The following is a 15,221-nucleotide window of genomic DNA, read 5'->3' on the forward strand; positions in this document are numbered from 1 at the left end:
GGACCAGTTTGGACAGGTCTTACAGTCGCGATGACGGGATCGTCAGGACGACCTTGCCCTCTACGGTGCCGGACTGCAGCGCCGACGCAGCTTCCGCGATCTCGCGCCAGTGACGGACGGTGCCGACGGGAACCTTGAGGTCGCCAGCGGCGATCAGGGCCACGACTTTGGCCAAGGGTTCGGCGACCCCCGGACCATGGCCGCCGAGGAAGAGACCGTGGAGGCGCACGTTGCTTTTCAGGTAGAAGTCACGGACGTCGAAGGTCGTCTTGGCGTTCGATGAATTGCCGCAGTTCACGCACAGGCCGTTCGACGCCAGCGAGGTCAATGCGAGGGCGAGATAATCGCCGCCGACCGAGTCGAGGATGAAGTCGTAGGGCCCGGCGAGACTGGCATCCTCCATGCTCGCATGGAGGACCGTTCCGGCGACGCCGTCGGCGGCCAGGAGCGACGGCAGCTCGGCGCGGCGACTGACCGCGCTGACCTGCGCCCCGCCGCGTGCGGCCAGCTGGATGGCGAAGCGTCCGACCCCTCCCGACGCGCCCGTGATCAGCACGCGCTTCCCCTGAAGATCGCCGCCGAGTTCGATCGACAGATAGGCGGTGCTCGCCGCTACCGGCAGCGCCGCCGCGTCGGTGAAGCTGATCCGGTCGGGCAACGGCACGAGGCTGGCCGCGTCCGCCGCCACGAACTCGGCCCATCCGCCCCGCGCGACGGCGCCCACCACCCGGGTTCCGGCCGGCGGGGTGCTGCCGTCGGCGGCGCTCTGCTCGATCACGCCGGCGAAATCCCAGCCCGGGGCGTAGGGCTCGGCAGCGCCGAGCGCCGTGCGCGTGTCGCCGGCATTGAGCGAGAAGGCGTGCACCCTGACCAGTGCCTGCGACGGCGTCGGCACCGGCATCGGCACCTCGGCGATCGTCAGCGCCGGTTCGTTCGCCGCATCGGCCCAGATCGTCTTCATGCACCCACCCTCGTAACTCGCATCGTCGCTCGACATCGGATCAGGCGAAGGTCGGGTGCGCATAGATGGGCGTGACTTCGATGTTCTTCAGATACTCGAAGATCGGCATGCCCTGCAGGATCGAGGCCAGCGCCTGATGATCCTCGGCCTCGACGACGAAGATCGAGCCGCCGGCGTCGGCACGCCGCCACAAGGCCTTCAAGGCGCCCGCCTCTTTCAGTTCGAGCGCCTGCGCGGCGTCGGCACTGGCGATCTGCTCGCGCTGCGCGTCGAACCCGAGCGCCTGCTGATCGATCTGGATCTTCACATGGTAGAGCATCAGAACTTCTCCGGCATCAGGGGCTGGTTCGATGCGACTTCGGCAAGCGGACGCGGTGTCGCGAAATCCGGGAAAACCGGGTGCGGAAGGATCGGCAGCACCTCGACATGATCCCAGTATTTGAACATCGGCAGGGTGCGCAGGTCTTCGGCCAGCGACTCATGCGACGGCGTGTCGATGATGAAGATCGAGCCGTTGCAATCGGCGCGCCGGAACAGGCCGATGGTCTTACCCTCGGCACGCGCTTCGCGGGCGCGCTTGATCTCGCCGGCGTAGACTTCCTCCTTGTTCGGGCAGGCGTTGAACGCCGCCCGGTTCAGGTAGGTGTGGACAAGAAACAGCATGAAATCTCCTCGAGTGGAGGCCGCGAATGATCAGGCGGCGATCGGCAGGGCAGGCGTCGGATCGAGCTGGGCGTAAAGCCGCTCGCGCTCGAGCAGGGCAGCGGCGTGGTTGCGGTCCTTGACGTGCCCATAGCCGCGAATGCGCAAAGGCAGTGCCGCGATGGCCGTCGCGGTATCGAGCGTGTCCGGCCGCAGGCGTGCGGCCAGAGTTTCGACCTCGGCGATGTAGTCCTCGATCATCCGGCGCTCGAGCCGGCGGTCGGTCATGCCGCCGAAGGGGTCGAACGGCGTGCCGCGCAGGCGCCGCCCCTTGGCGAGGAGCTTCAGTAGCGGGGTCATCCACGGGCCGAAGCGCTGCTTGCGCAGCTCTCCCGTCGCCGGATCGCGCCTGGCGAACAGCGGCGGCGCGAAGCTGTAGCTGATGCGCGGCGTGCCTTCGAACTGCGCCAGTACGCCGGATTGGAAACCGGATTCGACGTGCAGCCTGGCGACCTCGTACTCGTCCTTATAGGCCATCAGCTTGGCGAGGCTCTTGGCGACGGCAATGGTGAAGCGCTCGCTGCCGGGCACAGCCACGTTCTCCGCAGCGCGCGCCGTTTCAGCAAGTGCACGGAAGCGCGCTGCGTAGGCTGCATCCTGGTACCGGCCGAGCAGGTCGGCGCGATGATCGATGACGCCCTGTGCCGTCTCGGCCTGCGGCGGCAGATTCGCGGGCGCATCGACCGCGCGTGCCACCGCCGCCGGGTCGTGCGCCTCGGCGCGACCCCAGGCGAACGCGGCGCGGTTCATGCCTACGGCGGCACCGTTGAGGATGACCGCACGCTCGATCGCGTCGAGGCTGAGCGGGATCAGGCCGCGCTGAAACGCGAAGCCCAGCATGAAGGCGTTGGCGCCGATCGCATCCCCGACCAGCGCCTCGGCGCGGCGTGCCGCATCGATCACCGAGAGCTTGCCGCCGACGAGCGCTTCCAGCCTTGCAAGCATCGGGCGGCGCCCGAGGTCGAGGTCCGGCTGACCCAGAAAGGCGCCGGTCGGAATGACGTGATCGTTGGCGATCACATGCGAAACACCGTCCTCGAGCGTCGCCAGGGCTTCGGGCGCGGTCGCGACGATCGGATCATAGGCCAGCATCAGGTCGACATTCCCGGGCGCTATGCGGACCGCATGAAGATCGTCGGGGCGCGGCGCCAGCCGCACATGGCTGGTCACCGCGCCACCCTTCTGCGCCAGCCCCGTGAAATCGGAGACCGTGCAACCGCGCCCTTCGATATGCGCCGCCATGCCCAGCAAGGCGCCGATCGTGACCACCCCGGTGCCGCCGACACCGGCGACCAGGATGTTGTACGGGCGGTTCAGCGGGCGCGTCGCAGGTTCCGGCACCTCGGGCGGCTCCGCGGCTACACCGGTGCGCCGGGTGCCCCGCAGCGTGCCGCCCTCGACGACGATGAAGCTCGGGCAAAAGCCCTTGGTGCACGACAGGTCCTTGTTGCAGCTCGACTGCGCGATCGCGCGCTTGCGCCCGAGATCGGTGTCGAGCGGAACGACCGAGACGCAGCTCGACGCTTCCGAACAATCGCCGCAGCCCTCGCAGACGTCCGGGTTGATGAAGACCCGCACCGCGGGGTCCGCCAGCGTGCCGCGCTTGCGCCGCCGGCGCTTCTCGGTCGCGCAGGTCTGCTCATAGACGAGGATCGTCGTCCCGGGCACGTCGCGCAACGTCCGCTGGACAGCGTCGAGATCGTCGCGGTGGTGCACCTTCACGTCCGCCGGCAGATCGCTTCGACGGTGCCAGTCGGGGTTGTCGGAGACGACGTCGACCCGGGCGACCCCTTCGGCCTGGACCTGCCGCACCACCTGCGCGACCGAAAACTGGCCTTCGGCGGGCTGTCCGCCGGTCATCGCGACGGCGTCGTTATAGAGGATCTTGTAGGTGATATTGACCCCGGCCGCCGCCGCCGCGCGGATGGCGAGCAGCCCGCTGTGGGTATAGGTCCCGTCGCCCAGGTTCTGGAAGATGTGCGCGTCGGTCGAGAAGGGTGCCTGCCCGATCCAGTTCGTGCCTTCTCCGCCCATCTGGGTGAAGCCCGCCGTCGCGCGGTCCGGCAGCAGGGTCGCGATCCCGTGACAGCCGATCCCGGCATGGGCACGGCTGCCCTGGGGGACCTTGGTGGAGCTGCTGTGGGGACATCCCGAGCAGAAGACCGGGGTGCGTGCCAGCGCACCCGGCGCCGGCGCGGGCTGGGTGGCGAAAGCCTCGATGCGCGCCAGGCGCTGGGCGATCGGCGCATCGATCGCAGCCATGGCCGCCAGCCGCTTCGCAATGGCGATCGCGACACCGGAGGCGCTCAGCTGGCTCTCGCTCTGCAGCAGGATGCCACCGGCGTCGTTGCGCTTGCCGTGGATGCGCGGGCGCCGGCCGGCAGGCAGATTGTAGAGCAGATGGGTCAGCTGGGCTTCGATCAGCCCCTGCTTCTCCTCGACGACCAGGATCTCGTCGAGCCCATCGGCAAAGCGCAGCGCCCCTTCGCTCTCGAGCGGCCACGACATGCCGACCTTGTAGACGCGCACGCCCAGTTCATCGGAGCGCCGGTCGATCCCGAGCTCGATCAGCGCCTGGGCGACGTCCAGATAGCTCTTGCCGGTCGTGATGATGCCGAAGCGCGCGCGACCCCCGCCGACGACGATGCGGTCCAGCGCGTTGGCGCGGGCGAAGGCGGCAACGGCGTCCATCTTGGGCCCGTGCAGGCGCGCCTCGGCAGCCAGCGGCGGGTCGGGCCAGCGGAGATGCAGGCCCCCGGGGGGCGCCGGGAAGTCGCTCGGCATGACGATAGCGAGGGCGTCCGGATCGACCGAGATCGAGGCCGAGCTTTCGACCGTCTCGGCGAGCGCCTTGAAGCCGACCCAGCAGCCCGAAAAGCGCGACATGGCGATGCCGAGCATGCCGTAGTCGAGATATTCCTGCACCGACGAGGGGTTCAGGATCGGGATCATCGCAGCGATGAAGGTCTGGTCGCTCTGGTGGGCGAGGGTCGAACTCTGCGAGATATGATCGTCACCTGCGACGGCGAGAACGCCGCCGTGGCGCGCCGTCCCGGCGAGGTTGGCGTGCTTCAGCGCGTCGAGACTGCGATCGACCCCCGGCCCCTTTGCGTACCACAGCGAGAAGACGCCATCGACCGTCGCCCCGCCGAAAGTGCCGACCTGCTGCGTCCCCCAGACCGCGGTTGCTGCAAGCTCCTCATTGACGCCGGGGCTGAACACCACGTCGCTCCCCTCGAGGTGCCTGGCCGCGCGCCACAGTTCATGGTCGAGCCCGCCCAGCGGTGACCCGCGATAGCCCGACACGAAGCCGCCGGTGTTCAGGCCCTGCCGCCGGTCACGCTGACGCTGGTCGATCAGCAGCCGCACCAGCGCCTGCACGCCCGACAGATAGACCTGCCCCGACGCGAGCGTGTACTTGTCGTCGAGCGCAACCTCGCGAAGGCGGGGCGCGGCCGCTGCAGTTCGGGTCATGGTGGCCGCGGTCATCGCGTCAGTTCCTGATCGTGAACTCGACGCCGACTACCCGCGGCTCGTTGAGGGCCTGGTAGGCGAAGCCAAGACCGCTGGTGCCGGCCCCCTGGACGAACTTGGTATCGAACAGGTTCTTGACGAAGACCCCGGCCTCGTACCGCCCGCTCGACGCGCCGATGCCGATCCGGCCGTTGACCAGGTTCGACTTGTCCTGAAGGAAGGTCGCGCTGTTCGACGGGTCGGAGAAGCTCTTGCCGCGATAGGTGTAGGTCAGCGACGTGTCGGCATAGTGCCTGTCGCTGAGGTCGAACTTGTAGGATGCGGTCGCCGATGCCGTGAACTTCGGTGCCTCGATCAGCGTGTTCCCGTCGTAATTGCCGAACACCGGCGGTGGCCCGGCCGCGATCAGGAAGGCGTTGGGAAACGAGTCGAACTTCGCGCTGTTGATGCCGACGCCGCCGGACAGGTTCAGGCCACGCACGGGGACGGCCTCGAAATCGATCTCGATGCCCTTGCTCGTCACCTTCGCGGCGTTGTTGATCGTGTTGAAGCGCACGACCGAGGTCACGCCGCCGATCGTCTGGGTCGTCGAATTAAGCTGCGATACCTGGAAGTCGTCGAACTTCATCACATAGGCCGCGAGGTTCAGGCGCAGGCGATTGTTGAAAAACTGGGTCTTCAGCCCGGTCTCGTAGTTCTTCACGGACTCGCCGCCGAACCGGAGGCCGCCGAAGGTGAAGTTGGTCTGCGACGTCAGGTCGACGTTGAAGCCGCCGGGCCGGGCGCCGGTGCTGAACAGGGCATAGCCGTTGATCGTCTCGGTCGGCCGCACGCTGACGCTGATCAGCGGGCTGAGCTTGTTGCTCGAAAGCTTATCCTCGTAGAGCGGCACGTTGGCGAAGCCGAGACCCGTGAGGATGCCGGGCACCTGCGTATAGCGGACATCCTTGGTCGTCCGGCCATAGCGCAGTCCGGCGTCGACCGAGAGCCAGGTCAGGGGCCGCAAGGTGGCGCGTCCGAACCCGGCGATGACCTCCTGATCGACCTTTGCGTGGATGGTGAGCAGGCCGCCGCGCAGCGCCGGGACGGCAAAGTCGGGTCCGGTGCTGAGCGCCCAGTTCCAGCTCGGGCTGCCAGAGAAGTAAAATGCCCCCAGAACATAGTCGAACAGGCCGCCGCTGGACGAGGCAAGGCGCAACTCCTGGCTGAAACTACGGTCGCGGTCGCGGATGTTGTTGGCGCCCTGGCTCAGCGGCGATTGATCGAAGTCGATGTTCAGCAGGTCGCTCGTCGACCGGCGGAAGGCGCTGATCGAGGTGAGCGCCAGGCCATTGTCGAACTGATGCTCGATGTTCAGCGACACGCCGTAGATCGACCGGTCCTTGGTCGGCGAGTTGTTGAGGTTGACCTGATAATCGGAGAGTCCGAGCGTCGCACCGGGGCCGGTGATCGGCCTGCCGCCGAGCAGCACATCGGACTTCGAGCTTGCCCCGTCCAGCGCCAGGTCGACCGTGGTGCCGTCCGACTTGTAGCGCAGCTGAACCCGGCCCGCGACGTTCGAACTGCTCCCGAGTTTCTTGTTGTTGAACAGGTTGCGATAGTAGCCGTCCTGCGACTGGGCGGCGAACGAGACCCGCACCGCGAGCGTGTCGGTGATCGGCGCGTTGACGAAGGCGTTGCCCTCGATCAGGTCGCGGCTGCCGAGACGCAGCGTGCCGCGGTAACCGTCCTCGAAGCTGGGCTTGGCGGAGGTGATCGAGATCACGCCGGTCAGCGAGTCCTTGCCGAACAGGGTGCCCTGCGGGCCTCTCAGGACCTCGACACGCTCGATATCGAAGATCGGGAATTCGGTCGTCGACGACCTGCCCAAGAACACGCCGTCGAGATAGATGCCGGCGCGGTTGTCGAAACCGGGATTGCGCGAGAAGTCGCCAACGCCGCGGATGCCCAGAAAGGGCTGCAGCCGGACGCTCTGGTTGCCGAACGACAGGCTCGGCACCTTGGCATCGAGGTCGATGATCGAGCGGACGCTCATCGCCTCCAGCCGGCCACCCTTGATGACGCCCACCGAGACGGGGACCTTCTGAAGATTTTCCGATACCTGGCGCGCCGTCACGACGATCTCGCCGACCGTATCGTCGGCGTCGGCCGCCGGCGCCGCTGCCGCGGTCTCGGACGGGGCAGCCGTCGCGGCCTGCTGCGCCAGCGCGGCGGCGGGCACCATGCCGGCGAGCGCTATGCCGAACGTGGTCGCGTAGAGGCGGGCCCTGAACGCCGCGAGACCCAGTCCATTGTGTCGTGCCATCATCGAGTTCATGTCGATTTCCCCAAGTCTTGATTGTTTTTATTGCAGACTTTTCCGCTGAAGCCCGGAAGGGCGCAGCGTGTGTTCAAATTGCTTCTTCGAACTGGGCATGAGCCATGCCGGGTGAATAGCTGGTCGGGACCAGCAGCTCGTTGCTCGCCGTGCGAACGAGAATGCCGTCGACCTCGGTCTCGGCCTTGAGACGGATCCACTCCGGATCGGCGAGGAACCCGTCCCAGACCGCCTCGCGCTCGGCAAGCGACTGCCAGGCGAGCAGATACATCAAGGCGTTGTTCGAACTGCCGACCATGGTCGTCCAGAACCCCAGCGGCCGGATCCCAAGCCGGGCCCAGATGGGCAAGGTGATCGTCTCGAAACGCCGATGCAGCGCCGCCAGGCGTCCCGGCATCGCCTCGTAAACACGCAGCTCGCAGATCATGCGAAACACTCCCCCGCGGTGCCCTTGAGCTGCAGCATCTCGCGAACCTCGGCGGGCGACGCGACGGCGAGGCCGAGCGCGTCGAGGACCCTGGTGATCCGGCGCACCTGGTCGGCGTTGCTGCGCGCCAGCTGGCCGGGGCCGTCCCAAAGCGAGTCTTCGAGCCCGACCCTGACATTGCCGCCCATCGCCGCCGCCATGGTGGCGATCGGCAGCTGGCTGCGGCCGGCGCCGAGCACCGACCAGTAATAGTCTCCGCCGAAAAGCCGGTCGGCGGTCCGCCGCATCTGCATCAGGTCCTCGGCATGGGCACCGATGCCGCCGAGTAGGCCGAACACCGACTGGATCAGCAGCGGCGGCTTGAGCACGCCCGCTTCGAGGAAATGCGCCACCGTATAGAGATGGCCGATGTCGTAGCATTCGAGCTCGAAGCGGGTGCCGTTGTCGGCGCAGCGCAGCAGGATGTCGCGAATGTCGCAAAAAGTGTTCTTGAAGACACCGCTTTCCGACGCTTCGAGATAGGGGCGTTCCCACTCATATTCGAATTGCTCGAAGCGCTTGAGCATCGGGAACAGGCCGAAGTTCATCGACCCCATGTTGAGCGACGCGATCTCGGGCTTGAGCGCGAGCGCCGGCTGGATGCGCTCCTCGACCGGCATGGACGGTGCACCGCCCGTCGTGATGTTAACGATGACGTCGCCAGCGGCGCGGATCTGCGGCAGGAACTGCCGGAACAGGTCGGTATCCTGCGAAGGCTGTCCGGTCTGCGGGTTGCGGGCGTGAAGATGCACCACGGCGGCGCCCGCCTGGGCTGCAGCGATCGCCTCAGCCGCGATCTCGGCGGGGGTCACCGGCAGGTGCGGCGACATCGACGGGGTGTGGATCGAGCCCGTGACCGCGCACGTGATGATGACCTTGTCCTGCCTGGCGGCCATGGCCGGCCCTAGCGCGCGCAACCGGGAAAGATCGCCGAGCACGGCACCGATGCCAGTTTCGACTTTCCGCCCCAATTGGTTTTTTGAGTAACCATGGGACCTGAGTACCGAGGCCCGGGGACGCTTTCTAATATCGGTTGGGCATCGCGCTTATCGCGCAACGCGCTCTGCTAATTGCCGAACGATGGCGGCAGCGAGCCACCCGCCGCATCGTCGTCGATCAGGGCGCGACCCGCTGCGGCAATGTCGTTGCAGCCGGTCAGGATCATCGCCACCCGCAGCTCCGACTGGAACCGGTCGATCATCGCCTCGACGCCGCGCTGGCCGGCAGCCGCCAGCGCAAAGGCCCAGCTGCGGCCGACCATGACCGCCGATGCCCCGAGCGCGACGGCCTTGAGGACATCGAGCCCGGAGCGAATGCCGCCGTCCATCAGGATCGTCGCCCGGCCCCCGACCCGATCGACGATCGCCGGCAAGGCCGCAATCGATGACCGCACCCCGTCGAGCTGGCGGCCGCCATGGTTCGAAACGACGATGCCGTCGGCACCGTGATCGATGGCCTGCCCCGCGTCGTCGCCATCGAGGATGCCCTTGATCACGATGGTGCCCGGCCAGAGGCTGCGGACCCAGGCCAGATCGGCCCAGCTGACGCCGGGATCGAAATTCTCGCCGACCCAGGCCCATTGGTCACCGAGTCCTGCCCCGGGTGCCATCGCCCGCGCAAAGTTTCCGAAGGCGTGCGGGCGGCCACGCGTATGGACGTTCCATAGCCAGCCCGGGCGCGCCAGACCCTGTACGGCCTGGCGCGCCAGGCCGCGCATGCCGGGGTCGAGCAGTCCCGACCGCCGGTCCCGGTAGCGGGTGCCGGCGACCGGCAGATCGACGGTGAAGACCAGCACCCGCACGCCGCAACTCCAGGCGCGCGCGATGAGGTCGGCCATGTAGCCACGGTCGCGGATCATGTAGAGCTGAAACCAGGGCGGCGCCGTGACCGCGGCCCGGACCTCCTCGATGCTGCAGATCGACAGGCTCGACAGGCATGATTGCAGCTGCCGGCTTTCCGCAGCGCGCGCCGCCTGAACCTCGCCGCGGCGCGCATACATGCCGGCAAACCCCACGGGCGCCAGGATGACAGGCAGCGCCATGGCCTCGCCGAACAGCGTCACCCCCAAGTCGAGCTTCGAGCCATCGACCATCACGCGTTGCCGAAGCGCGAGCGTCTCGATGTCACCGACATTGCGCCGCAGAGTCGTCTCGGCATAGGAGCCGCCGTCGATATAATCGAACAGCATCCGCGGCAGCCGGCGCTGCGCCTTCCGCCGATCATCGTCGAAACTCATCTCAGCGCCCGCCCGAAACATCCAATGTGGCGCCGTGGACATAGCTCGATGCATCGCTGATCAGGAAGAGCGCAGTTTCCGCGACTTCCTCTGCGGTGCCGGCGCGCCCCAGCGGGACGCTGGCCGATGCGGCCGAGATCGTCGCTTCGCCGCCGTGCACCGCGTGGATCGCAGTCCGGATCAGCCCCGGGCGGAGCGTGTTCACACGCATGCCGTGCGCCGGCAGGTCCTTCGCGAGCGCCAGCGTGAGGCTGTCGACGGCGCCCTTGCTCGCGGCATAATGCGTTTCGTTCGGCATGCCCCCGTGCCGCGCTGCCGCCGAGGACATGTTGACGATGGCACCGCCTCTCCCGCCATTCTGCACCGACATGTGCTTTACGGCCGCCCCGACGCTGTAGAAAATGCTGAAGACGTTGTTGCGAAAGACATCGGAAAGGTGGTCGGTATCGACCTCCGCGATGGCGCGGGGCGCCCCGATGACGCCGGCATTGTTGATCACGGCGTCGATGCGGCCGAAGTGCGCCATGGTTCGGTCGAAGGCCGCAAAGACCGCGTCGCGCTCGCCCATATCGGCTTGCAGGGCCAGCACGTCCGCGCCAGCCTGGGCGGCGTCCCGCTGCGCGCGCTCGGCGGCGCCGCTGTCGCTGCGGTAGGTGAAGGCGACGTCATAGCCACGGGCCGCGGCAAGCAGCACGATCGCGCGGCCGATCCCTTGCCCGCCCCCAGTGACGACGAGGACGGGGCGCGAACCGCTCATCCGCCTGCTCCGGGACACAAGGAGCCGCGCATCCGCGCCCCGCCCAGCGATGAGATCACGACCTCCGGGATTTTCCTGATCATGGCTGCGGACGCTAGGGTGCGGGCGCGCGGTTATCCAATGCGCGACGGGCATAAGGCCTATCTGGCGTGGTTATGCCCGGCATGATAGCAATCGTCCCTGCCGCTACCGGTTCGGCATAGGACGGCGATGGATATCCAGCATCTCAAGTCATTCCTCGAAATCGCGAAACACCGGGGCTTCAATCGCGCGGCGATCCATCTCAACATTGCCCAGTCGGCGCTCAGCCGGCAGATCAAGCAGCTCGAACACGAGCTTGGCGTGGAATTGTTCGAGCGCAACGGGCGCGGCGTCCAGACCACCCCGGCCGGCGAGCGCATGCTCGTCCATGCCGAGCTCATCCTGAAGCATATCCGCCAAGCGCGCGAAGAGATCATCGCCGAAAGCGACCAGCCGCGTGGCGAACTGAATATCGGTTTCCCGCACTCGCTCGAGCAGGCGATCGGGGTGCCGCTGCTGAGCGAATTCATAGGCCGCTACCGCGATGTCCAGATTACCAGCTTTACCGGCACCAGCATCGAACTGCGCGAGCGGCTGCTGGTCGGCATGATCGACCTGGCCGTCATCGGCGTCCTGGAACCCGAGACCATTCTCGAATCGCACAGCTTCTTCCGCGATCCGCTCTATCTCGTCGGCCCGCCCGGATGGGCCGAGGGAAACGATGATCCGGTGGCGGTCGCCGATTTTGCGGATCTGCCGCTGTTGCTCACGTCACGCGGCAACAGCCTGCGCATCCTCCTCGAAAATTCCGCACAGCGCAGCAACAGCCGGCTCAACGTCGCGCTCGAAGTCAGTTCGATCCCGTTGACCGTCGCGCTCATCCAGAGCGGGACCGGCTTTGCGGTTCTGCCCTACACCTGCGTGCGGGACATGCTGCAGCAACGCCTCCTGTCGGCGCGCCGTCTCAAGAACCTCTCGTTCAACTGGGTGATCGTGCATTCGCGCGAGCGCCGGCTGTCGGCGGCCGGCCGCCAGATGGTGGCGATGCTGCAGAAGTTCGCGACACTCGAGCCCAGCGACGCGCACCGGTTCGACCCCGCGCTATGACTTGCCGTCCGCAGCGGGATCCTCGAGCGCCAGCCGACGCCCGTGCGTCTCGATGCCGAGAAAGGTGAAGGCAAGGCCGACGACCAGCCCGCAAGCGGCGAGAAACAGAAAGCCCGGGACCACCGCGCTCTTCGTCGCGGCCGGCGTGACCACATTGTTTGCACCCGCGATCAGGGCCAGGACCAGCGGCCCGATGATGCGACCGGCACCGTTCGCCGCCTGGCCGAGCCCGGTCCCGCGTGCCGCCAGCCGGGCCGGGAACAGCTCGGTCGGCATCGGCCCCAGGTTGACCGCACCGCCGTCGAAAAACACTGCGCCGACGATCAGGCAGATGAGCAGCAAGGGCAGCGCGCCGACCAGGGCATCGCTGCTGAACGCCGCCGCTCCCAGGGCCAGCGCGATGCCGAAGCCGATGAGCTGACCGGCGCGGCGCCGTCCGATGAACTGCGGAACGACCGAGAAGGCGATGCGACCGGCGATGCCGGCGAGGCCGACCATAACGAACATGCCGGCCGCCTCGCTCGGGGTCACGCCGAGCACCAGCGAGAGGATCGTCGGTCCCCAGAGATAGACGCCGTAGCTTGCGGCGCTGAACCCGACCCACATCAGCACGACGAACCAGAACCGCCGCGGGTCTGCATAGATGTCGGACCAGCGGGACGCATCGACCCTTGAGTCGAGCTTTGCCGGGGCGGGAGGCAGCGCGGGCTGGCGAAGCTGATGCGCAGCGACGGCATGCGCCTCCCTGGCGCGGCCACGGACGACCAGCCACCGGACCGACTCCGGCACGAAGAACATGCAGGGGATCAGCAGCACCAGCGGCACGAAGCCGATCATCGCAAGGCCGCGCCAGCCGATCACCGGCAGCATGGTCGACGATAGCGCCGCAGCCGCAAGAATGCCGAAACTGACCGGTACGATCATAGCGCTGGTCAGCATCGTGCGGACGCGCGTCGGGGTGATCTCCACCGCGATCGTGATCGATGCCAGCGTCGCGCCGGAAATGCCGAACCCCGCGAGGAAGCGCAGGACCGCGAACAGCTGCCACGATCCGTCGGCAATGAAGCCGACGGCACCGCTGCTGATCGCGCAAAGCGCGACCGCGCCGATCAGCATCGGCTTGCGCCCGAACCGATCCGAGATCGGCCCGAGCACCAGCGCGCCGACGATCGAGCCCAGTCCGGCGCTGAGCAGCACGATCGAGGTCTGGGCATAGGTCAGCTGCCAGGCCGGCCCCACGACTGAAATGACGAAGCCGACGATGAAGAAGTCGAAATAGTCGAACACCGAGACCAGCATGAGCAGGCCCACGGCAAGCCAGAAGCGATCGGTGAGCGGCGCATTGTCGATGGCGTCGAAAAACGCGTCTGCATCGGCGGCCGTCCGGGGCGGGGGCGTCGCGGTCATGCGCCTGCCGCCGCGGGAATGACGGGCAGCAGGACATAAGGCCGGGCACCGTCGTCGAAGTGCAGCGTGGTGGTGCCGCCGAAGACATCGACCGGCCGGTCGGCCGGGTCGTTGTGCGTGAACGGCCCGCAACCCTTCATGGCGAACTTCATGTTGGAGAGTCCGGACGGCGCCTCGTCATGCTCGAAATCGCGGCCCAGGATCGACAGCGCCAGCCGGTGGCCCGCGGGCACGACGATCGAGGTCGGCCAGATCTCGATATCGAGATCGACCGGCACGTCCGGTGTCAGCAGCTCGTCCTCGTCATGGGCGTGATAGGGGCGATAAACTTCGCTCAGCTCGGGAACCAGCTTGCGCCGCGACGCGCGCAGCCAGCCTTGCGCGACCGGCGTCTTGGGGTCGAGCGCGCCGCGAAACAGCACCTCCTTCCCGGCTGGATCGAAGACGCGCAGCACGAGAAACAGGTCGGCATTCTCGGTGCTCGACGAAATCCTGAACTTGGCGGCCGACGGGCCGGTTATTTCCATCGGCGCGGCGAGCGGCGGCGTCGTGAAGTGCAACCCCTTGCCCAAGGCTTCGAACGCCAGCCGCTTCGGGGCGCCGCTGTCCGGCTCGTCGACCACCAGCCCGCCATCGGCGTGAAGATAGAATTTGGTCCAGTTGGTTCGTGCCAGCGGCCACTCCTGCTCCATTCGCTGGACGAACGTGTCGCCGGGATGGCGGATTTGCAGCTGAACCCGCGGTTGCTTGAGCCAGCCGGTCGGCTCGCCCTTCAGGAAATGCCCGAAGAAGCGCTTCTGCAGGTCGATGCCGTAATCGGTATAGAAGCTGACCCAATGCTCATAGCCGTGCATTTCGAGCCACTTCTGGCTCGATGCGGCGCGCACGAAGCCCTCGACATTGCCGCGGGTATGCAGCGGTTGACCACCCCAGTTCCCGGCGGTGAGCAGAGGCACGATGGTTTTCGCAAAATCGGCCGACCGCTCCGCATACCACTCATCGGCGAACGGATGCTCGGCGATGAGCTTCCGGATCGGAAAGCGGTTTCGGGCAAGCTCTTCTTCCGACAGGGTGACGTCCCCGCACACCAGCTGCCCGGTCACGGCACTGCGCGGCCCGTTGACCCCGCGGCCGTACTGCACCGTGTTCATCTGCATCTCGACGGTGTTGGCCACCATCTCGTTCAAGATGCCGGCGGTGTAGCAGCACTCGCGGTACAGGTCCGCGAACCCTTCCCAGACGCAGATCGCTGCCAGCGACGGCGGCTGATGCTTGGCGACATACCACTGGTTCTGCGCGAAATAGGATATGCCGTTCATCCCGACCTTGCCGCTGCTCCAGTCCTGAACCGCGGCCCATTCGATGCAGTCGTACAGATCGCGGATCTCGCGCGCCGACTGGGAATCGAAATAGCCCGGCGAGCGTCCCGACCCGCGCGAGTCGATCCGCAAGCAGGCGTAGCCATCCGGCACCCACTTCTCGGGATCGACGACTTCCCAGTTCTGGTACTTGTTGGTCGACCCCGCCGCGACTTCGGGGAATTTCTCGATCATGATGTTCCAGGCCGAGGGAAAGCCCTCCTGCATGGCGAGGCCCTTGCCATAGGCACCCATGCTGAGAATGACCGGATAGCGACCCTCTTCGACCGGCAAGAACAGGTCGGCACGCAGGACTAGGCCGTCGTCCATCTCGATCGGCACATCCCAGTAGATCCGCATCCCGTCGGCGATCGTCGGTGTGCCCGATGTCGGGTTCGCGTCAGCCATGATCAAA

General features: G+C 66.9%; 12 protein-coding genes. 1 reads left to right on the top strand and 11 read right to left on the bottom strand.

From position 1 onward, the window contains the following. Positions 1–19: 19 nt before the first annotated feature. The 9 genes from FMM06_RS00380 to FMM06_RS00420 all read right to left on the bottom strand — a co-directional run bounded on the left by FMM06_RS00380 (position 20) and on the right by FMM06_RS00420 (position 10,913). Positions 20–961: a zinc-binding dehydrogenase gene (locus FMM06_RS00380; protein ID WP_143554253.1), complete on the bottom strand. Its 942-nt coding sequence runs from the start codon at positions 959–961 to the stop codon at positions 20–22. Between the two features lie 40 nt (positions 962–1,001). Beyond that, entirely contained in the window at positions 1,002–1,280 is a 279-nt protein-coding gene (locus tag FMM06_RS00385; RefSeq protein WP_143554254.1) for a muconolactone Delta-isomerase, read from the bottom strand. Beyond that, a complete protein-coding gene (locus FMM06_RS00390) occupies positions 1,280–1,624 on the bottom strand; it encodes a muconolactone Delta-isomerase family protein (protein WP_143554255.1) in 345 nt (114 codons plus the stop codon). The genes FMM06_RS00385 and FMM06_RS00390 overlap by 1 nt, the downstream gene beginning before the upstream one ends. Before the next feature lie 30 nt (positions 1,625–1,654). Beyond that, the gene (locus tag FMM06_RS00395) at positions 1,655–5,152 is read right to left on the bottom strand and encodes an indolepyruvate ferredoxin oxidoreductase family protein (RefSeq protein WP_235888978.1); all 3,498 of its coding nucleotides are present in this window, start codon (positions 5,150–5,152) and stop codon (positions 1,655–1,657) included. 4 nt (positions 5,153–5,156) lie between these two features. Beyond that, positions 5,157–7,445, bottom strand: coding sequence for a TonB-dependent receptor (locus FMM06_RS00400; protein WP_185964979.1), 2,289 nt, complete (start codon positions 7,443–7,445; stop codon positions 5,157–5,159). 82 nt (positions 7,446–7,527) lie between these two features. Beyond that, entirely contained in the window at positions 7,528–7,881 is a 354-nt protein-coding gene (locus FMM06_RS00405) for an NIPSNAP family protein (protein WP_143554257.1), read from the bottom strand. Continuing rightward, complete coding sequence (locus FMM06_RS00410) at positions 7,878–8,816, bottom strand: BKACE family enzyme (RefSeq protein ID WP_143554258.1); 939 nt, start codon at positions 8,814–8,816, stop codon at positions 7,878–7,880. Before FMM06_RS00410 ends, FMM06_RS00405 begins: the two co-directional genes overlap by 4 nt. 170 nt (positions 8,817–8,986) lie before the next feature. Beyond that, entirely contained in the window at positions 8,987–10,156 is a 1,170-nt protein-coding gene (locus tag FMM06_RS00415) for an L-lactate dehydrogenase (protein ID WP_235888980.1), read from the bottom strand. Position 10,157: 1 nt separating this feature from the next. Next, positions 10,158–10,913, bottom strand: a complete 756-nt coding sequence (locus tag FMM06_RS00420) for an SDR family NAD(P)-dependent oxidoreductase (protein ID WP_185964980.1) — start codon at positions 10,911–10,913, stop codon at positions 10,158–10,160. Positions 10,914–11,123: 210 nt separating this feature from the next. On the opposite strand from FMM06_RS00420, the gene FMM06_RS00425 reads away from it, so the two are divergent. Next, positions 11,124–12,041: a LysR family transcriptional regulator gene (locus tag FMM06_RS00425; RefSeq protein ID WP_143554261.1), complete on the top strand. Its 918-nt coding sequence runs from the start codon at positions 11,124–11,126 to the stop codon at positions 12,039–12,041. Here FMM06_RS00425 and FMM06_RS00430 read toward each other — a convergent pair. Both FMM06_RS00430 and FMM06_RS00435 read right to left on the bottom strand, forming a co-directional pair. Next, entirely contained in the window at positions 12,036–13,448 is a 1,413-nt protein-coding gene (locus FMM06_RS00430) for an MFS transporter (RefSeq protein ID WP_143554262.1), read from the bottom strand. The genes FMM06_RS00425 and FMM06_RS00430 overlap by 6 nt on opposite strands. Beyond that, positions 13,445–15,214 carry a CocE/NonD family hydrolase gene (locus tag FMM06_RS00435; RefSeq protein ID WP_207790219.1) on the bottom strand — a complete coding sequence of 590 codons (1,770 nt, stop codon included), beginning with the start codon at positions 15,212–15,214 and terminating at the stop codon, positions 13,445–13,447. Before FMM06_RS00435 ends, FMM06_RS00430 begins: the two co-directional genes overlap by 4 nt. Positions 15,215–15,221: the final 7 nt, after the last annotated feature.

The organism is Glacieibacterium frigidum (assembly GCF_007097155.1).
Classification (GTDB): Bacteria; Pseudomonadota; Alphaproteobacteria; order Sphingomonadales; family Sphingomonadaceae; genus Glacieibacterium; species Glacieibacterium frigidum.